This window comes from Rhizobium chutanense (assembly GCF_002531935.1).
In the GTDB taxonomy this organism is placed as follows: Bacteria; Pseudomonadota; Alphaproteobacteria; order Rhizobiales; family Rhizobiaceae; genus Rhizobium; species Rhizobium chutanense.
Map to the genome: position 1 here is coordinate 327511 of NZ_NWSV01000002.1, position 18913 is coordinate 346423.

Genomic DNA, 18913 nt, shown 5'->3' on the forward strand with positions numbered 1-18913 from the left:
GAGAATGTCACAGTTCCTCAACAGCAAGGAAAACGCAGTCACCGAAGCAATCGACGGTCTTCTGGCCGCATCCGGTGGCGCGCTCAGCCGTCTCGACGGATATCCGCATATTCGCGTCGTCGTCCGTTCGGACTGGGACAAGAGCAAGGTTGCGATCGTCTCCGGTGGCGGCTCCGGGCATGAACCCGCTCACGCCGGTTTCGTCGGCAAGGGCATGCTCACCGCAGCCGTGTGCGGCGATGTCTTCGCATCGCCCAGCGTGGACGCGATCCTTGCCGGCATCCTGGCCGTCACCGGACCGGCCGGCTGCCTGCTCATCGTCAAGAACTATACTGGCGACCGTCTCAATTTCGGTCTTGCGGCCGAGCGCGCACGCGCCTTCGGCTTGAACGTCAGCATGGTCATCGTGGACGACGACATCGCATTGCCGGACCTGCCGCAATCCCGCGGTGTGGCGGGAACCCTGTTCATTCACAAGATTGCGGGTGCTCTCGCGGAAAGCGGTGCCGACCTCGAGGCGGTGAGCAAAGCCGCACGCCGGGTGATCGAAAACACCAGTTCGATCGGCATGTCGCTCGATACGTGCACGGTGCCGGGCTCTCCGAAGGAAAACCGAATTCCCGACGGCCATGCCGAGCTCGGTCTCGGCATTCACGGAGAAGCCGGCGTCGAGCAGGTCGAATACACAGGTGCGAAGGGGGCGGTCGCAGCAATGGTCGAGCGTCTTGCACCATCGATGGATGACAGATCTCACGTCGTCCTCGTGAACAACCTCGGCGGCACGTCGGTCCTGGAAATGTCGGTCGTCGTTCACGAACTCCTCCAATCCGCCATCGCGGGCAGGATTTCGCACATCGTCGGACCGGCGCCGATGATGACGTCGCTCGACATGCAGGGATTTTCGATTTCGGTCTTCCCGGCCAGCAAGGCGGAGCTGGAGCTTCTTTCCAAGCCCGTTGAACTTGCCGCCTGGCCGGGCGTGACCGCCGTCAAACCCGTTGCGGTGCTTTCGCTGCCGGACGGACTGACGCCGATTGCCCCGCTCGCCTCCAGGCACGAACCCACACGCCAGTTCCTGACGGACTGCTGCAACCTTCTCATCGCCGCGGAGAGGGATCTGAATGCGCTCGACGCGAAATCTGGCGACGGCGATACCGGTTCGACTTTGGCGGGTGCCGCCCGCGCGCTCATCGAGGCGCTCGATCGTCTCCCCCTTTCCGATCACACCCAGCTCTTCCGGGCCATGGGGCAGGAGCTCAGCCAGACCATGGGCGGCTCGTCGGGCGTGCTTCTCGCAATCTTCTTTGCCGCAGCCGGCGATGGCGCCTCCAGCGGGCTGAACATTCGCGAAGCCCTGAAGGCCGGCCTCTCCCGAATGCAGGAGATCGGCGGCGCGCGTCTGGGCGACCGGACGATGGTCGATGCTCTCTCGCCGGCCCTGGACGCCCTCGACGTAGGCTTTGCCGCGGCTGCCGAAGCGGCGCGCGCCGGCGCGGAACTCACCGCCACGCTCGTCCATGCCAAGGCCGGACGCGCCGCCTATATCAATGCCAAGCAGCTCGAAGGCCATACCGATCCCGGTGCGGAAGCGGTAGCCCGGCTCTTCGAATTCCTGGTTCTCCGCCCCGATGAGGTCGGAGAGCGCCTGGCCGATCAGGCGACCGGCAGGCGCGTCACGGGCTGAATCTCGGCAATCGAAACCATGGCGAAGGTCTGCAGCGTCCGTTACGCACTGTTCGGCACGGCCGGACATGCCTCCGCCATCCGGCCGTGACCGCTTGCCGAAATCGGCGCTAACCAGGGGAAACCGGCGAATCCGCAATGAAGGCGGCCGTGGTGTCGCGATGCGCAGCGGGCAGGCAGCCGAGCGCGACGAGTGAGGCTCTCACCGCCTCGTCGATCGGTGTGCGCGGCTCCTTGCCGAGTTCGGCCACAAGCTTGGCGTTGCTCATCCTGAGCGGCACCGTCCACAGATAACGCATCTCCTTGATCTCCCGCATCAGGGGAATGAAGGGCGCGGCGAGCGGCACGATCCACCAGGGAAAACGGCCGATCTTCGCCTTGCCGCCGGCAACGCGCCTGATCGCTTCGGCCATCTGCATGCCGTCCGCATCCCAGAAACCGTCCATATGATAAACGGCAAAGGGCGGCAGCCGATCGGCCCGTTCGATGAGCTGGGCAATGGTTTCCGCCATATCGGGCAGATAGGTCCACTGATGACCGACGCCGCACCGCCCCGGATTCTTGATCGTGCCAACCGGCTTGCCCGGTGTCACGAGCCCCGATGAGAACCAGCTATTGGCCGTTGCGCCGGGGCCGAAGAAATCTCCGGCCCTGACGATGATGGCGCCGACACCGGCCGCCTCCAGCCGCCTCTCCATCTCGACGCGGATCGCGCCCTTCCTGGTCAGCGGATGCTGCGGGCTTTCTTCCGTCGGCGCCGGCAGGGCATCGGGACCGAAATTATAGACATTGCCTGGCAGCACGATGCGCGCACCGACGGTGCGGGCAGCGGCGATCGTATTGTCGAGCATCGGCAGCACCAGCCTTTCCCAGTCACGGTAACCGGGCGGATTGACGGCGTGAACAATCAGGCCGACCCCATATGCCGCCCTCAGCACGTCGCCGGCATTCATCGCGTCACCCTGCACCCAGTCGAAAGCCGGCTCGCTCCTCGAGGCCTTGGCGACATCGCGGTTGAGCGCCCGGATGCGCCAGCCGCGCGCCAGCAAGGTGCGGGCAATTGCGCCGCCGATACCGCCCGTCGCGCCGAGGACCAGTGCCGTCGTGTTCACATCTTTGCTCATGACAATCATCTCTCTTCGATCGGATGAGATGAGTATGTGCCTAAAGGGAGATAAACGAAATTGACGAAATAAGTGCAGCTGCTATACAAAAATATATGAGCGTTGAACCGAACTGGGATTTCTACCGCAGTTTTCTAACCGTGCTCCAGCAGGGGTCGCTTTCGGCCGCTGCCCGCGAATTGGGGCTGACCCAACCGACGATCGGCCGTCATGTCGATGCCCTGGAACTCGCGGTCGGCGCCGAGCTCTTCATCCGATCGACGAACGGCCTGCTGCCGACCGACGCCGCACTGGCACTGAAGCCCTACGCAGAAACGCTGGCGGCAACGGCCGCCGCGCTTTTGCGCACCGCATCCGGCCAGCGCGAGCACGTGGCCGGAACCGTCAGGGTCAGCGCCAGCGAGGTCATCGCCGTCGAAGTATTGCCTCGGATTCTCGGACCGTTGCTGGAGACCCATCCCGAACTCCAGATCGAGCTCTCGGCGTCGGACACCATCGAGGATCTGGTGAACCGGGAGGCCGATATCGCCGTGCGCATGGCCGAGCCGCAGCAGGATGCGCTCGTCGTGCGCCGCATCGGCGATATTCCGCTCGGCTTCCATGCCCACCACCGCTATCTCGACCGGCACGGCATCCCGCAAACCATCGCAGATCTTGCAAACCACCGGCTCATCGGCTTCGATCGGCAGACGGCCTATGTCCGCATGGTGATGAAACGCTATCCGGTGCCTGAGGGCATCAAATTCTCCTACAGAACCGACAGCAATCTTGCCCAGCTTTCGGCGATCCGCGCCGGCGTTGGCATCGGCATCTGCCAGACTGGGCTCGCCCGGGAAAATCCCGACCTGGTTCACATCCTGCCCGACGCATTCGAGATCCTGCTCGGCACATGGGTGGCGATGCATGAGAGCCTGAAGACTTCGCCGCGCTGCCGCGCCACCTTCGACGCGCTGGTCAGAGGGCTGCAAGATTATCACCGATATTCCACAAGCGCATGACCCGGCATCCGGCCCGACCGGTGACGGAACCTATCGAAGAAGGTGGGTTTTCCGGGATTGTGCCATCGCGCATCCGCAGGCGGCGGCTGATGATGCCGCGCTCAAATGAAGGCTGGCAGCCGGATTCGGGATGAATAGCAATAGTCGCATGAGCGTCGATAGGCGATGGTTCGCATCAAATGCCTTGCGAGGCCTCGGCCGCGCGGCCCTTCCACTGGCCGTCCACCACCTCGGTTTCCGGCCGATCGCCGCCCTCGGCGTATTCCTCATGCCACTTGCCGTGCTCGTCCTGCCAACTGATCTCGGCTGAATCGCCGCCGACCTGCTGTTCGGCCGCGACGATGCGCGCAGCTTCGAGGGCCTCGGCATGGGTCGGGAATGCCTCGGAATAGACGCCTCCGAGCCTGTAGGCCCACCCGCCGTCATGCGGCACGACTTCGTAGACCACCTTTATCATGCATCCGTCTCCTCATCTTCTTGTTGCGCATTCGCACGCTTCCGGACAGGATCCGGATCATCGCGGCCGCTTGACGAGAATACGAGGACGCCGCGATCTGCTTTCCGGCCCCGATAGCGTTCAGTATTCCATTAAACGCCGAAGACTGCAAATAGCAGAGTGCTGTCGCATGCTTCCCATCCGAAATCAGTGACTTAGTTAAGAGGCGTGGATCGGAATGGGAGCTGAAACTTGGGCATCGCGTCACACCTCAAGGAAGAAAAGTTTCTGGTCATTGCGCTTGTCGTCGCGGTGACTGCCACTCTTCTGGAGCATTCGGTTGTGGAGATGGGGCGCGGCTTGGCGCTCATCGCAGCTGCGGCACTTGTCGCCACCATCGTGCTCGCCTCAATCCGAGTCGCCCACCATGCCGAACTGCTCGCCGTCAAGGTCGGCGATCCATACGGCACGATGATCCTGACGCTTTCGGCTCTCGCCGTCGAAGTCATCATTCTCGCCATCATGATGAGCGGCGAGAGCTCGCCAACACTCGTGCGCGACACGATCTACTCGGCCCTGATGCTCGATATCAACGGCATTCTGGGTCTTGCCGCCTTGCTCGGCGGCCTCAAGCATGGCGAACAGCCCTATAACGACAATTCGGGCAAGACCTACGGCGTGATGATCCTCACCGCCATGGGCATTTCGATGATCGTGCCGGAATTCGTGCCGAGCGATAAGTGGCACTATTATTCCGCCTTCACCATCGTCGCCATGATCGCTCTCTACGGCCTCTTCCTGCGCATGCAGGTCGGTCAGCACAGTTATTTTTTCAGCTACAGTTACCCGCGCTCCGAACGGAAGAAAGAAAGCCCGGAGGAGCATGGATTCGAGGAGTCGGCCGCAATGTCGATCGCCACCATCCTCGTCGGCGTCGTCATCATCGGCCTGCTGGCGGAGTTCATGTCGGCCTTCATGACCGAAGGCCTGCGCGATAGCGGCGCGCCAATCGCGGTGACGGCCGTCGTCGTGGCGGCGATTTCGGCCGCGCCCGAAATCCTGACCGCCTTGAGGGCTGCGCTCAAGAACCGCATGCAGGCGACGGTCAACATTGCCATGGGCGCCTCGCTGTCGACGGTGATCCTGACGGTGCCTGTCATGGAGGCGATTGCACTCTATACGGGCCAGCCCTTCGTCATGGCGATGACCCCGGTGCAGACGGTGATGGTGACGATCACCTTGATTGCCGCCGCGATCAACCTCAACGACGGCGAGACCAACGCCATAGAGGGCATGACGCATTTCATCCTGTTCGCCACCTTCATCATGCTGACGGCGCTGGGGCTTTGAAGGTTTCCCGCGAAAAAAGGGAAAGACAAGTTGTTTAGGCGCGCTGTTGGGCGAAGAGCAGTCGTTCGCGGGCCGCGAACCATTCCTCGGCGTAATCGTCATTCTTGTATTCTTCGAAATACGGCCCGCCATCGGTGAAATGGACGTTCTTGGCGTCTTCACGGTAGTCGTATTCGTTGACGAGGTAGTTCCACGTCACCGGCAGTTCGCCGATGAGGTCGTCGTTCTCAAGCCATTTGAACTGATGCAGCTGCAGCCCGGTCGCCGTATTGACATAGTCAGGCGTCAGCGCGCGGCATTTGTCGTTGTTGAAGAGAATGAAGCTCGACCAGTTCTTCTTTTCGTACTTGGTCTGCGTCTGGCCGAGGAACTTCGTGTCGATCTTCGGTTGATAGTCGTGCTTGACGCACATGGCGGCGTAGCAATCGTCGCGCAGCGCCCAAAGCTCGGCAATATCGGCGCGCATCAGCATGTCACAATCCATGAAGATGCTCCAGCCCTCGAAACCGCTGAGATAGGGCGTCAGGAAACGCGAGAAGGAGAACTCCGTGGATTGGAGCGCGTTGCGCTGACGGGTGAAAATCCCGCCGAGATTGGAAAGCGCAATGGGCGAGAACGCAACCGGGACCGACGACTTCTCGATGATGCTCTGCACGAGAACGTGGTAGGCGACCACTTCCTTGGGATCGAATCCCACGAAAATTCGGACGTTCTGTTGTTCCATTGTCCACCTCGATGGCCAGCAGAGAGTTGAATTGATTGGTATGGGAAACGGCTTACTTGGCCACGCACACCTGTTAGCAAGTCATCCCTTCGACTTTTCGAGAAAACGCTGCTTTCGGGTTTTCGGTTTGAACCGCCGAAAAAAACTGTCGATGGCGCGGATGAATTTAGTGACGGACATCAGCCTGTCGATCTGGCTGTTGGTATTGTCGAGCCGCTCCGACAAGACCTCAGCCGCAGTCATCGCGATCTCGATCGGCGGCACCGCTGGAAACCGTTTGGCAAGCGCCGAATAGGGGCTGGCATCGACGCCGCCCATCATCGAGATCGACCCCATGCGCGCAAAGAGACGCAGGAAAATCTGCTCGAACGTCCAATCGTGCACGTCGAACACCTTCCACTTCTCGCTCCGCTTCGCCGAAAAGCCGGCAAGCAGAATCTTGCCGGGCAACTGCAGATCGGCGAGCCACAAGGCTACCGCAAAGCCGCTCGTCGCTATCTTGCCGATCGGATAGAGATCGGCAAGCATTTGCGTCAGATCGAGGTGACGGGCCTCAGCGCCTTCGAAGCAATTCTTTTTGCTAAGATTTTCCTCGACCGAGACCCGGATGTTGACGACGCCGAGGAAATCGTCGCCGCCAAAGAAGCGTAAGACATCTGCCGCCTCGCGCCGGTGGACGATATGGGCGCCCATCACGTCGCTGCGGGCAACCAGCATGGAATGGCCGACGAAGGGTTCGTCGAGCACCTTGTAGACCTTGTTGAAGAAGACGTAGAGCGCCGTCTCCGGCAATTCGCTCCGCAACCGTTCGAGATCGACTGCTTCACTGTTTGCTACCAGCACAATATGGGAATAACCCGACAACAGCGCCTTCCACGCTTCCGGCGTCAGGAAATTGAAGCCGCCATCCGGAGCGGTCGTAGCCTTGTTATCCCTCGGGATTGCTTCCATATCGCCTCACATGCACTTTCCAAGGACGACGCGCTCCGTCCGCCCGACTAGCTGTTGCTGAAATAGGCGCGCATCCGGGCAAGCCGCGTCAGGCCGCCGATCTGCTTTCCCACATGCGAGAAGAAGCCCGCCACTCGGTCCGTCATCGATGGCCGCCGGCAGAAAGATGCCCAGGGCGTGTTGCGAAGATCTTCGGCATAACGCTCGGCCATTCGCCGGTGCACCCAGGGAACGTTCGCCTGCCACGGTTTCTTGCGGCCGGTAAAATGAAAGATGGCCGGCCGGTCGACGAAAGGCAGCAAGCCCGTCTGCGTGTTCCAGCGCGGATCGAGCACCAGCCAGTTGCCATCGAAAGTGACGTTCAGCGCATCCTGGTCGTTGTTCTCGAACAGGTGCGACCGCTCCTCGAAGATTTTCCGGGTCCTGGCGAAAAGCCCCTTCGTCCGGCAGACCGACCAGTCGAACAGCAGCACGCCGGCATTGAAGTAACGGCCGCCCTCGCCCATGCCGATCTTGCGCTGGCGCGCGCCGGCCTTTTCGGGAAAGGCCATGACATAGTCGTCGACGGCGGCGAGTGCCCTGCCTTGAAAATCCCGGGTGAAGAGTTCATCGACGGGCGCGACCGCCAGTACGTCGGCATCGAGATAAAGCAGGCGCCCGATATGGTCGGGTATATCCCGATCCATGTAGAGCCGCGCCAGCGTGGCGGCGGACCAGCGGCCCCGCGCCTGGAGGCCGGTATCGGGCGTCTTATAAGGCAGCACCCTGATCGCCATACCGTGAAGCCGCCCAAAATTATCGACCTCGACGACCTCGTTCGGCTTAAGGTCGATGCCGAGAAGCAGGAACTCGATGCCTGCATTCGCCAGATTGCGCTTGACGGAAAGCAGAGTACAGCAGGCGGCCGGCAGCATGTTGACATCAGAACATACGATGACGGCACTCTGCTGCAAAATCCGGCCCCCCGAAGCGGCAAATTGAACTGATGCCGGATATCTAGTTGGTTTGGCGTCCGCCCGCAACCGCAGAACACCCGCCGAACCGGCACTTCCCGTCACGTTTTGAATCGGAATTCAACGACTTGCGAGGCGAAGTGGATTCAATGCGGCAACGCGTTGAATCGGAATGTGAGCTATAGCCGCAATGCCAGCGGATGATCGACGAGCAGCCGGTCGACGGTGGCGAGTTGCAAGCCTTCGACCTTGCACTGCGCCAGCAGCAGCCGATCAAAGGGATCACGTGTCTCCGGCTCGGGATCAGCGGCAGTGATGACGTGCTGAATTTCGATCCTCAGCAGAATCAGCCCTATTTCCTCAAGAGACCCGGCAATGTCTTCGAGCGGCATGCCGGGATCCAACTTTCCCAGACGAGCCTTGATCGCCGTTTCCCAAAGACTTGCGACACTGACGAAGCCCACGGTCTTGCTGTCGCCAAGCAGTGATGCGATCTCAGGAAATCGCGCGCCAGCGTCTTTCCGCAGGATCGCGAGAACGATGTGAGTATCAAGAAGAAGTCTCATGACTCCGGCAGAGGCCTCAGGAGAAAATCCTCGGGCAGCGGATCGTCAAAATCATCCGCGATGAACGGCACCGGATTGGTAATACCCCGAGCGCGAAGATAAGCCTGACCGGCCTCCAAATTCAAACCGCCGCGTTTCTGATGCGGCACGAGATCGAACACCGGCCGGCCGTTCCGCGTCACGACAATGGTTTCGCCTTCCTCGACCTCGCGGGCGAGTTCGGTCAGGCGGTTCTTCGCATCGCGGATTGAAACGGTCTTCATAGCCTCAAATGTAGCCACATGCAGCCACATCGTCAACGTCGCGCCGACAAAAAGGCCGGCCGTCACCGGCAGGCCTTCAATCAATATTATCGCGGTTCGCTTTACTTGCAGGCGCCGCAGAAGCGCTGGATGCGGCGGCAGGCTTCCTCGAGCAGATCTTCCGATGTCGCATAGGAGATGCGGAAGTTCGGGCCAAGGCCGAAGGCCGAGCCGTGGACGACGGCAACGCCTTCCGATTCCAGAAGTTCGGAAACAAAGTCCTCGTCCGTCTCGATGACCTTGCCCGACGGCGCCGTCTTGCCGATCAGGCCTTTGCAGGAGGGGTAGACGTAAAAGGCGCCTTCCGGCACCGGGCAGACGATGCCCTTGGCCTGGTTCAGCATGGAAACGACGAGATCGCGGCGGCCTTCGAAGATCTTCTTGTTCGCAGGAATGAAGTCCTGCGTGCCGTTCAGCGCTTCGACAGCCGCCCACTGGGCGATCGACGTCGCACCCGAGGTCTGCTGTCCCTGGATCATGTCCATGGCCTTGATGAGCTGGAGTGGGCCGGCGGCATAGCCGATACGCCAGCCGGTCATCGCATAGGCCTTGGAGACGCCGTTCATCGTCAGCGTCCGGTCATAAAGACTGGGCTCGACCTCCACGGGCGTGACGAACTTGAAGTCGCCATAGGTCAGGTGCTCGTACATGTCGTCGGTCAGCACCCAGACATGCGGATGCTTGACCAACACGTCGGTCAGCGCCTTGAGCTCATCATGCGTATAGGCAGCACCCGTCGGGTTGGACGGCGAGTTGAAGATGAACCATTTGGTCTTCGGCGTGATCGCCTTTTCGAGATCGGCGGCCTGGAGCTTGAAATTGTGCTCCTGGGTGGCCGAAACGAAAACCGGCGTGCCGCCGCAGAGCGCCACCATTTCCGGATAGGAGACCCAGTAAGGCGCCGGGATGACGACTTCGTCGCCGGGATTCAGCGTCGCCATGAAGGCGTTGAACAGGATCTGCTTGCCGCCGGTGCCGACGATCGTCTGCTCCCAGGAATATTCCAGGCCGTTCTCGCGCTTGAACTTGGCGGCGATCGCCTTGCGCAGCTCAGGGATACCGGAAACCGGCGTGTACTTCGTCTCGCCGCGGTTGATCGCGTCGATGGCTGCCTTCTTGATATTCTCGGGCGTATCGAAATCCGGCTCGCCGGCGCCGAGGCCGATCACGTCGCGTCCTTTCGCTTTCAGCTCGCGCGCTTTCTGGGAAACGGCGATGGTGGCTGAAGGCTTCACACGGGAAAGAGCATCGGCAAGGAAGGCCATGATATCGGTCCTATTGGTTGAAACGGGCAGAAAGCCGGGACCGGAGTTCTGCGGTTAGCTCTATGTCCAATGTATGGCGGCATTTCAAGCGCAAAGGCGTCATCGAGACATGATTCTTATTGATCGTTTCGCCGCACGGGCGAGCCGGCCCCACCGTCCTCTTCGGCAAGGCATGCGACGTACAGTCGAAGCGGTCCGCCGGGCCACGTTCTCACGGCCGCGAATTCGTCATCGCCACCAATAAGCCGCAACAAATGCCGCGCGCCGCCGCAATTCGGTCGTCAGCGCGCCGAGATCGAAGCATCATCTGCCGGTCTCCGAAATTGGTTATTGAGGGTAGGCCAATGTTTCTGGAAGACGAGTTTGCCGTCGGGCGCATGCGCATGCGCCGGATTTCCGTTTTATTTCTTGTCGCCGTCACCGCCTTTGTTGCTTGCATCGCAGCAATACCGGGGCTTGCCTCCGCCGCCCGCGCCACCGAGACGCAGCAGGTATCCACCGAGCTCGCAGCCCTTGTCCGGCCGAACGGCGTCGCCATCGATGTCTCCGGTCCGATCGTCAAGGCCGCCGCCGTGATCGCGCAGAAGTCCTCGACCGTGAACTTGGCGCAGACGGCAACACGCGCTGACGAACAGATCGCCCGCGGGCTCACCATGCTGTTGCTGGCGCTGATGGCGGCGAGCGGGCTGGCAGTCTGGCGTCGCCGCCTCAAGGGCATTGTCATGATCGGAACCAAGCGCAATGGTCGTTAGATCAACAGCAAGTGAGAGCGAGGGAGCGGCCGAATTCGAGCCGCTTCCGACTTATCTGGAACTCGCCCTGGCCGCCGCCACGGCCCACGACGCTCCGAAGAGGCGGCGAAGGAAAGGTTTTTTCCTCTGGCGTCTTTCCTCGACCGAAAGAGCGATCGCCTTCGCCATTGCCGGTCTTGCCCTTTACGGCCTGGCGCTGATTGGCGATGGTTTCCTGCTGAAGGCGAAGGCCGAACTGATCGACATCAAGACGACGGGTTCCGTTCAACCGGCAAACACAAAGCCGTTATTGCAGACCGAATGAGGGTTGAAGCCACCCTCTCCCCACTCCACGTTCACCGGAGAGACGACGGGGAAGCCAATGAAGAGAATGTCCGCCTTCAATTTCGCCGCAGCGCTTGTCCTGTTCGGCGCCGTATCGGCCGTTGCGGCCGATACCGTCAACACGCAAGGGCCTGCCGTCCGTGTCGACAAACTGGCCGACGGCTTCGAGCATCCCTGGGCGGTCGAAGTCTTGCCTGACGGCGCCTATCTCGTCACCGAGCGGCCGGGCCGCATGCGGATCGTCCGCGACGGCAAGCTCTCCGATCCGATCGGCGGCGTGCCCAGGGTTAGCGCCCGTGGCCAGGGCGGCTTGATGGACGTGGCGCTCGCTCCGGACTTTGCCAAGAGCGGCAAGCTCTATTTTACGGCTGCCATCGCCCATGGCGGGGGTTCCGGCACCGAAGCCTTCAGCGCAACGCTTTCCGCGGACGAAAAGACGCTCGAGGCGGTGACCCCCATCTTCACCATGCGGCGCTTCACGTCGGGCAATATCCAATATGGCTCGCGCATCGCGATCGCCCCCGACGGCACGCTCTTCATCAGCGTCGGCGATCGTGGCGACCGCGACCGCTCGCAGGACTGGCAGGACGATGCCGGCTCGATCATCCACATCAACACCGATGGCAGCATCCCGGCGAACAATCCGTTCAGGGACGGCGGCAAGGCGCTGCGGGAAATCTGGTCGAAAGGCCACCGCAACCCGCAGGGCATCGCCTTCGACGCCAAGGACGGCAGACTCTACACCGTCGAACACGGCGCACGTGGCGGCGACGAGATCAATCAACCCGAGGCGGGCAAGAATTACGGCTGGCCGATCATCACCTACGGCCGCGACTATTCGGGTGCCGAGATCGGCGAAGGCACCGCCAAGGAAGGGCTGGAACAGCCGCTGCATTACTGGGATCCGTCGATCGCGCCCGGTGCGCTCGCCGTTTATCGCGGCGCGATGTTCCCGGAATGGGACGGCAATTTCCTCGTCGCGGCGCTGAAATTCCAGCTGCTCTCGCGCATGCAGCGTGATGCGAGCGGCGCATTCGTCGCCGAAGAGCGCCTGTTCGAGGGCGAATATGGCCGGATCCGCGACGTCGTCGTGGCGCCAGACGGCGCCCTGCTGATGGTGACGGACGAGGAGAACGGCGCACTGCTCAGAGTCTCGCGGGCGCAAGCCAACAACGGCTGAAAGATCACAACGCGCCGCGCAGCTCTTTGCGGATGACGAATTTCAGTCCGGACCAGATTTCGTCGACGGCGCAAACCTTGACGTCGACAAGGCCTGTGGGAAGAAGAATCTCTCGCAGCACGTCCTCGGTGACATCGGTCGGCACCCGCGAACTCTTCTTCGGCCAGGAGATCCAGAGCATGCCGTCCGGCTTGAGAGCCCGCAAGAGCATAGGCGCGATAACCTCCAGCGCCTCTCGTTCAGCCACAAACAGATGCATATAATCGAACGCCCGCCGAGGCGTTTCGGGAAGCGCAAGGGCGACCGAGGCAAAACCATCGAAGCCATGGATGTCGCCAATCGTTTCGGGAACGCCGAGAAGGGCAGCCGTCTGGCCGCGCACAAGGCCAAGCTTCCTGGCGAGCGGCGTGCCCGAATAGCCTGCTGTCCCAGGCGTCGCCGCCATATCGTCGGCCAGCCGGCCCTTTTCGCCTTGCATGCCCTTACCTCCGTCGTCAGGTGTGAAGTCTTCACCCTTGCCTCTAGGAAATGCAACTGCTAACCGCTTGGGCACATCCCTTCCCCCTTGAGGACGACATGACACGCGCTCAGGCGAACCTCCTCCTATTGCTTGCGGCCGCCATCTGGGGTGGCGGCTTCGTCGCGCAGTCGACGGCGATGAAGGCAATCGGCCCCTTCTGGTTCATCGCCCTGCGTTTTGCAGTCGCCACGTTGGCCGTGCTGCCCTTCGTCGTTTTTGAAGCGCGCAAAGCCAAGGTGAAGACAAGCCGACGCCATGCGAAACTCTATGTCCTCACGGGTCTTGCCCTTTTCAGCGGCGCGGCCACGCAGCAGGTCGGGCTGCAGACGACGACGGTGACGAATTCCAGCTTCATCACCGGTCTCTATGTCGTCTTCGTGCCGCTGATCGCCGTGTTCTTCCTGCGCCGTGCCCCGCATTGGATCATCTGGCCGGGCGCGCTGATGGCGCTCGCCGGCATCTATCTGCTGTCCGGTGGTCATCTCTCCGCGCTTGCGTCAGGTGATCTGCTGACCGTCGTCTGCGCCGTCTTCTGGGCAATCCAGATCACCCTCGCCGGCACGACCGTTTTTGCGACCGGAAGACCGCTCGCGCTCTCGGCCACGCAATTTGCCGTCACCGCGGTCTGCGCGCTCGCCGTTGCCGCTGTCGTCGAACCGATCACCCTGTCGGCGATTTGGGCCGCAGGACCCGAGATTCTCTATGTCGGCATTTTCTCCTCCGGCCTCGCCTTCGTACTGCAGGTGATCGCCCAGCGCTATACCACGCCCTCGCAGGCTGCGATCTTCCTCTCTTCCGAGGCATTGTTCGGCTCGTCGCTCGCGGCCCTCCTGCTCGGCGAGACGATGTCGGCGACGGGATATACGGGTTGTTCGCTCATGTTTATCGCTATGCTTGTAGTCGAGCTCGTACCCGGATTGGCCCGCCGCCGCTTGCCAGCCGCTTGAGCACGCGTCCAAATATGGGTGGATGCCGAATTCGAAAAAAAATTTAAGAAACCGGGAAAGCCCGTTTACGTTGCATTTTTGGGAAAATCTGCTCGGAACTTATATTGCAGACGATATAAAACGTTAATCATTCCCTATCTTCGAAGAAAATTTTGCGTTTTTGCGCAAATTGGATGTCCGCAGGGCTCTGCCCGACGCAGCAGGTTAAAAACTTTTGCTTGCCAAAATCCTTTAAACGCAGCACTCTCAGCGCGTTCGGGCATTTTGCGAGCATGGGAAGTCCTTAAGTATTTGCGCGCCGGGAACGCTAATATCCCGGTCAGCCGGTTCCGAAAATGGCGGGCGAAAGTCCTGCCGGGAGCAGGCCGAGGTAGAGGGGACCTTTTTCTCACATTTCAAGAATTGCCTGCCAACGCTTCCCGCAAGGAGGCAATGCTATGATGCTGCCCGTGTGGATGGCGGGCAGAGAGAAAAGGACCTGAGGCATGGCAGAGACTGGCACTGTAAAATTCTTCAATACCGACAAAGGCTTCGGCTTCATCAAGCCGGACCGGGGCGGCGCCGATATCTTCGTTCACATTTCTGCCGTTCAAGCCTCCGGGCTGGCCGGCCTGACGGAAAACCAGAAGGTAAGCTTCGACACGGAGCCGGATCGCCGTGGCAAAGGCCCGAAGGCCGTCAATCTGCAGATTGCGGGCTGAACCCTTAACAAGGCTGTCGAATTCGAGTTGAAGCCCGGCAGCAATGCCGGGTTTTGTCGTTCAGCCTTCGTTCAGCTATAACTCTTTAGGACTATGACCATCGAGAAGGAGCCGGCGTTCGGTTTCCGGGATTAGGACTTGATGGTTATGAACAGGCTTGCCAAAACTCTTCTGCTGACGGCAACGGCTGCCGCGCTCACTCTCTCCGTCATCGGCGAGGCATCGGCCGGTGATCGCCACTGGCGCCATCATAACAACAACGACGCCCTCGTCGGCGGCGCCGTCGGCCTCGCCACCGGTCTGATCGTCGGTTCGGCGATTGCCAATAGCGGCCCGGTTTACGACGAGCCTCGTTACATCGACCCGCCCTACGAGCCGGGATATTACGAGCCCGCTCCGGTCTACCGCGCACCGCGCCGCGTCTACGTCGAGCAGCCGCAATATGTCGAACAGCCGAGATATTATGCGCCTGTCCGCGCCTCGGTCGAGCCCTGGTCGCCACAATGGGAGCGTTACTGCTCTTACCGTTACCGCTCATTCGATCCGCGCAGCGGCACCTATATCGGCAGCGACGGCCGCAGCCACTTCTGCACCGCCGGCTGATTGCTCAACGATCCCTGACACGAAGCGCCGCTCCTCAGCGGCGCTTTTCTTTTTAGTTTAGGCCGGAATGCGGATCGTCGCTCTCAGGCCCCCGAGCGGGCTGTCGCCGAGGGTGACGTTGCCACCGTGGCTGCGGGCAATGTCGCGGGCGATCGCGAGGCCGAGGCCGGTGCCCGAAGCATCGAGGTTGCGCGCCGTGTCCAGCCGGAAGAAGGGCTTGAACACGTCCTCGCGGTTCTTTTCCGGAATGCCCGGCCCATCATCGTCGAAAACCACCGTCAGCCATTTGGCATTGTGCTTGGCCTCGATGTCGAGCCTGCCCGCATAACGACGCGCATTCGAGGCAAGGTTGGTGACGAGACGCATGAAGGCGTTCGGCCTGACGTATATGTCGTCGTCGCCTTCGATGGAATAGCTGAATGTCTTGCCGTGCAGGGCGAAATCGGATTCCAGCTTGGCGAAGATCTCGCTGAGCTTCAGCTCACCGACATCCTCTTCGACCTCGCCGCGTGCGAAGGCCATATAGGCCTCCAGCATCGTCTGCATATCGTTGACGTCGTCGTTCAGCCCGTGCAGGTCGGGATTGTCGCCGGCCAGCGCCAGTTGCAGCTTGAAGCGGGTGAGAATGGTGCGCAGATCGTGGCTGACGCCGGAAAGCATCGCGGTGCGCTGCTCGATCTGCCGCTCGATTCGCTCGCGCATCAGAATGAAGGCAAGACCGGCGCGCCGGACCTCATCGGCACCGCGCGGATAGAAATTGTCGGGCTTCTGCCCCTTGCCGAAGCTTTCGGCCGCGCGCGCCAAGGTCAGGATCGGCCGGATCTGCCCGCGCAGGAAGAGGATCGAGATACCGATCAGCACCAGCGAGGTGCCGACCATCCAGACGATGAAGATATGCGTGTTCGAGGCATAGGTCTGGCTGCGCTTGGTCAGCACCCTGAGGATCTTGTTGTCCAGCTTGATGCGGATCTCGACGAGGTTCGAGTTGCCGACCGTGTCGATCCAGAAAGGCCGGTGGATCTCGTCGGTGATCTCGTCGCTGAGGATGCCGTCGAGGATCGAGAAGAACGGCTTGACGCGCGGCGGCGGCAGGTCGCCGTCCGGCTCGATCGAGATCTGCAGGCTGAGTTGATCGCGGGCGATTCGGATGATTTCGCTATAGTCCGAATTCTGCGGGTAGGTCTCGATGATCTCGATGATCGCCGCGATGTCACGGGTGACGGCGAGCGACAGCCTCTCCGTCACCATCTGCCAGTGGCGCTCCATGAAGACGGCGGCGACGACGGATTGCAGCAGCACCATCGGAATGATGATGATCAGCAGCGAGCGCGCGTAAAGCCCGGTCGGCAGCCTTCGGCGCAGCCAGCGGACGATCCAGCGCCAGCCCGGCTCAGAAGTGCGGTCTTCCCGCCGCAAGCTGTCGATCGTCGCCATCAGCGCCGGTCCTGATCTTGAGTTTAATCGATGCTCAGCCTGTATCCGATGCCGCGCACGGTCTGCAGCCAGACGGGATTGGCCGGATCGTCCTCGATCTTACGCCGCAGCCGGTTGATCTGCACGTCGATCGTCCGCTCGCCGACCTCGGTATCGTTGCCGATCAGTTCATGACGGGGGATCGTGTCGCCGGCGCGCCGCGCAAAGAGCAGCATGATTTCCTGCTCGCGGTCGGTGAGCCGGATCACCTCGCTGGCCTTCTTCAGTTCCTTGCGGGTGAGCGAGAAAGTGTAGGGGCCGAACATCACCTGTTCGATCTTCGGTCCCTCGCCGCCGGCATTGCGGCGCAGAATATTGTTGATGCGCAGCACCAGTTCGCGCGGGTCGAAGGGCTTGGAAAGATAATCGTCGGCGCCTGCCTCCAGGCCTTCGATGCGATTACCCGATTCCGCCAGCGCCGTCAGCATGATGATCGGCACATTCTTGATGGCGCGAAGCCCGCGGGTGACCTCGATGCCGGATTCGCCGGGCATCATTACATCCATGATGATCAGGTCGAAATCCAGGCCAGCCAGCTTGCGCTGCGCCTCGGCGCCGTCGGCGGCGACGGTAACGCGAAAACCGTTCTCGGCGAGATAGCGATTGAGCAGCGCGCGGATGCGCGAGTCGTCGTCGACCACCAGCAGATGCGCCGCATCGTCGGAAATACCTGTCTTGACCGCCATTCACTCCGCCTTCTGTCTGTCCCGCATCCCTCTGAGGAAGGCTTTTACGCCCTCCCGCACCTCCGCAGAAGCCCCTTCGAATGCCCGCTCAATGCGGCGCGATTGCGGCTCGGCAAGGGCAAGCGCCAGCTCTCGTCCCGATTTCGTCGGATAGAGCTTGCGCTGTCGCCGGTCCTCGGGGCCCGCCACCTGGCGAATATAACCTGAATCGATCAGCTGTTTCAGCACCCTTGCAAGGCTCTGCTTGGTGATCTTGAGCGTATCGAGAAGATCGGCCACCGTCATGCCGGGATTGCGGTTGACGAAATGCACGACGCGGTGATGCGCCCGGCCGAAGCCGCTCTTTTCGAGGATGGCGTCAGGATCGGAAACGAAGTCGCGATAGGCGAAGAAGAACAGCTCGATGATCTCGAAATCGATGATGTCGGTATCTTCCATCGGCGTGGCCAGCGGCGCTGGCTCGCCTGCTTTCGGGCCGGTCTGTCCTGACACTCGGCATTTCCTTTCTCATTCCGCACATATCTTCGGAAACCAAGGTCCGCCCGCAACTTCCGACGCGACAAAACAATTCCCCTTGCGTCTGTGGATAAAACGTAATGGGGGCAACAATCAACAGACATGGAGCATGAAGGGCATCCGGCCCGATATCGCCGAATACCATTGTCCCGAAACTGCGCCGCCGAAACCAAGGGCTTCGCGGATGTGATGATGCTCGATCATAGTGGCCAAGTCGCCGAATCGACCGGGCCAACATCTTCTTCGTCAAGGACGGCGTCATACACACGCCGAACCCCTATCGCTTCACGCGGTCGACGATCTCCGAAAACCCTGATCAACCACACATGAAGGAAGTCTCTCCGGCGGCGGTCGCCGCCGGATAAGATCCTTCACGCGTTCGCTCGGGCCGGAGTGTCGGGCCTTTTTACCGATGCGCCCGCGCCATAACCAGTCCGGCGAGCGTCGAGAGAATGCCGCCGCCGATCAGGCCGCCGATGCCGTCGGCGATCAGGCCGGTCATCGCCGCTTCCCCGCCGACCATGCTGAGCAGCATGCCGCCGCCTATACCGCCGATTGCGCCGGCGATCGTACGGGCGACGACATTCATCGCCTGCTGTTTCAACGCGGCGCTCGCGGCATTGCCGCCGATGGCGCCGGCAATCAATTGCGTGACGAGCGGAAGTAACGCTTCCATGATTTCCTCCTCTGGCGATCTCCCCGATCGCCGATCCATGCCGAACCTTCGGTATATTAGAATTTTATCATATTTAAGAAAAATGCGTGAGAAAAATCAACCGATGCGGGATTAAGGCGGCGGGAAGAAAGGCAGGGATGGAGGCGGCCGGACGACCGCCTCTTTTGGCATTTTACCGATCAC

The 18913-nt window shown here is 61.1% G+C and carries 20 protein-coding genes and 3 pseudogenes; 10 read left to right on the top strand and 13 right to left on the bottom strand.

Annotated features, from left to right (window positions below; genetic code table 11):
• Window positions 1–4 precede the first annotated feature (4 nt).
• Window positions 5–1684 carry a dihydroxyacetone kinase subunit DhaK gene (locus CO666_RS04140; protein WP_097610867.1) on the top strand — a complete coding sequence of 560 codons (1680 nt, stop codon included), beginning with the start codon at window positions 5–7 and terminating at the stop codon, window positions 1682–1684.
• A 109-nt stretch (window positions 1685–1793) separates the two neighbouring features.
• Here CO666_RS04140 and CO666_RS04145 read toward each other — a convergent pair whose 3' ends face one another.
• Complete coding sequence (locus CO666_RS04145) at window positions 1794–2807, bottom strand: NAD(P)H-binding protein (RefSeq protein WP_097611030.1); 1014 nt, start codon at window positions 2805–2807, stop codon at window positions 1794–1796.
• 95 nt (window positions 2808–2902) lie between these two features.
• Between CO666_RS04145 and CO666_RS04150 the strand changes: the two genes are divergently transcribed.
• Window positions 2903–3805: a LysR family transcriptional regulator gene (locus tag CO666_RS04150; RefSeq protein WP_097610868.1), complete on the top strand. Its 903-nt coding sequence runs from the start codon at window positions 2903–2905 to the stop codon at window positions 3803–3805.
• A gap of 175 nt (window positions 3806–3980) precedes the next feature.
• Here CO666_RS04150 and CO666_RS04155 read toward each other — a convergent pair whose 3' ends face one another.
• Complete coding sequence (locus CO666_RS04155) at window positions 3981–4262, bottom strand: DUF2188 domain-containing protein (protein ID WP_097610869.1); 282 nt, start codon at window positions 4260–4262, stop codon at window positions 3981–3983.
• Between the two features lie 231 nt (window positions 4263–4493).
• Between CO666_RS04155 and CO666_RS04160 the strand changes: the two genes are divergently transcribed.
• Window positions 4494–5591 carry a calcium:cation antiporter gene (locus CO666_RS04160; RefSeq protein WP_097610870.1) on the top strand — a complete coding sequence of 366 codons (1098 nt, stop codon included), beginning with the start codon at window positions 4494–4496 and terminating at the stop codon, window positions 5589–5591.
• 34 nt (window positions 5592–5625) lie between these two features.
• On the opposite strand, the gene CO666_RS04165 is transcribed toward CO666_RS04160, so the two are convergent.
• The 6 genes from CO666_RS04165 to CO666_RS04190 form a co-directional block, all read right to left on the bottom strand.
• Window positions 5626–6315 carry a glycosyltransferase family protein gene (locus tag CO666_RS04165; RefSeq protein WP_097610871.1) on the bottom strand — a complete coding sequence of 230 codons (690 nt, stop codon included), beginning with the start codon at window positions 6313–6315 and terminating at the stop codon, window positions 5626–5628.
• Between the two features lie 81 nt (window positions 6316–6396).
• Window positions 6397–7266: a 3-deoxy-manno-octulosonate cytidylyltransferase gene (locus CO666_RS04170; protein ID WP_097610872.1), complete on the bottom strand. Its 870-nt coding sequence runs from the start codon at window positions 7264–7266 to the stop codon at window positions 6397–6399.
• A gap of 47 nt (window positions 7267–7313) precedes the next feature.
• Complete coding sequence (locus CO666_RS04175) at window positions 7314–8219, bottom strand: glycosyltransferase family 8 protein (RefSeq protein WP_097610873.1); 906 nt, start codon at window positions 8217–8219, stop codon at window positions 7314–7316.
• Between the two features lie 179 nt (window positions 8220–8398).
• Complete coding sequence (locus CO666_RS04180) at window positions 8399–8785, bottom strand: type II toxin-antitoxin system VapC family toxin (protein WP_097610874.1); 387 nt, start codon at window positions 8783–8785, stop codon at window positions 8399–8401.
• The gene (locus CO666_RS04185; protein ID WP_097611031.1) at window positions 8782–9048 is read right to left on the bottom strand and encodes a type II toxin-antitoxin system Phd/YefM family antitoxin; all 267 of its coding nucleotides are present in this window, start codon (window positions 9046–9048) and stop codon (window positions 8782–8784) included. The genes CO666_RS04180 and CO666_RS04185 overlap by 4 nt, the downstream gene beginning before the upstream one ends.
• A 101-nt stretch (window positions 9049–9149) precedes the next feature.
• The gene (locus CO666_RS04190; RefSeq protein WP_097610875.1) at window positions 9150–10352 is read right to left on the bottom strand and encodes a pyridoxal phosphate-dependent aminotransferase; all 1203 of its coding nucleotides are present in this window, start codon (window positions 10350–10352) and stop codon (window positions 9150–9152) included.
• 551 nt (window positions 10353–10903) lie between these two features.
• Between CO666_RS04190 and CO666_RS34440 the strand changes: the two are divergent.
• The 3 genes and pseudogenes from CO666_RS34440 to CO666_RS04205 form a co-directional block, all read left to right on the top strand.
• Window positions 10904–11104, top strand: a pseudogene (locus CO666_RS34440) (hypothetical protein); the annotation flags it as partial.
• A pseudogene (locus CO666_RS04200) lies at window positions 11094–11351 on the top strand (class GN sortase); the annotation flags it as partial. The pseudogenes CO666_RS34440 and CO666_RS04200, both read left to right, overlap by 11 nt.
• 114 nt (window positions 11352–11465) lie before the next feature.
• Entirely contained in the window at window positions 11466–12608 is a 1143-nt protein-coding gene (locus tag CO666_RS04205; RefSeq protein WP_097610877.1) for a PQQ-dependent sugar dehydrogenase, read from the top strand.
• Window positions 12609–12612: 4 nt separating this feature from the next.
• On the opposite strand, the gene CO666_RS04210 is transcribed toward CO666_RS04205, so the two are convergent.
• Complete coding sequence (locus CO666_RS04210; RefSeq protein WP_097610878.1) at window positions 12613–13086, bottom strand: DUF3052 domain-containing protein; 474 nt, start codon at window positions 13084–13086, stop codon at window positions 12613–12615.
• A 98-nt stretch (window positions 13087–13184) separates the two neighbouring features.
• Between CO666_RS04210 and CO666_RS04215 the strand changes: the two genes are divergently transcribed.
• The 3 genes from CO666_RS04215 (at window position 13185) to CO666_RS04225 (ending at window position 15379) form a co-directional block, all read left to right on the top strand.
• Window positions 13185–14075 carry a DMT family transporter gene (locus CO666_RS04215; RefSeq protein WP_097610879.1) on the top strand — a complete coding sequence of 297 codons (891 nt, stop codon included), beginning with the start codon at window positions 13185–13187 and terminating at the stop codon, window positions 14073–14075.
• 485 nt (window positions 14076–14560) lie between these two features.
• The gene (locus CO666_RS04220) at window positions 14561–14776 is read left to right on the top strand and encodes a cold-shock protein (protein ID WP_003561293.1); all 216 of its coding nucleotides are present in this window, start codon (window positions 14561–14563) and stop codon (window positions 14774–14776) included.
• A gap of 147 nt (window positions 14777–14923) precedes the next feature.
• On the top strand, window positions 14924–15379 hold the full coding sequence (locus CO666_RS04225; protein WP_085739007.1) for a BA14K family protein: 456 nt from the start codon (window positions 14924–14926) through the stop codon (window positions 15377–15379).
• Between the two features lie 57 nt (window positions 15380–15436).
• Here the strand turns inward: CO666_RS04225 and CO666_RS04230 are convergent, their stop codons facing one another.
• From CO666_RS04230 to CO666_RS04240, 3 genes are read right to left on the bottom strand one after another with little or no spacing between them, the layout of a single operon-like run.
• Window positions 15437–16813: an ATP-binding protein gene (locus CO666_RS04230; protein WP_097610880.1), complete on the bottom strand. Its 1377-nt coding sequence runs from the start codon at window positions 16811–16813 to the stop codon at window positions 15437–15439.
• Between the two features lie 23 nt (window positions 16814–16836).
• On the bottom strand, window positions 16837–17538 hold the full coding sequence (locus CO666_RS04235; protein ID WP_010068070.1) for a response regulator: 702 nt from the start codon (window positions 17536–17538) through the stop codon (window positions 16837–16839).
• Window positions 17539–18030, bottom strand: coding sequence for a MarR family winged helix-turn-helix transcriptional regulator (locus tag CO666_RS04240; protein ID WP_097610881.1), 492 nt, complete (start codon window positions 18028–18030; stop codon window positions 17539–17541).
• Window positions 18031–18213: 183 nt separating this feature from the next.
• Between CO666_RS04240 and CO666_RS34445 the strand changes: the two are divergent.
• Window positions 18214–18356, top strand: a pseudogene (locus CO666_RS34445) (aminotransferase class IV); the annotation flags it as partial.
• 104 nt (window positions 18357–18460) lie between these two features.
• On the opposite strand, the gene CO666_RS04245 reads toward CO666_RS34445, so the two are convergent.
• The gene (locus CO666_RS04245) at window positions 18461–18730 is read right to left on the bottom strand and encodes a hypothetical protein (protein WP_097610882.1); all 270 of its coding nucleotides are present in this window, start codon (window positions 18728–18730) and stop codon (window positions 18461–18463) included.
• Window positions 18731–18913 lie beyond the last annotated feature (183 nt).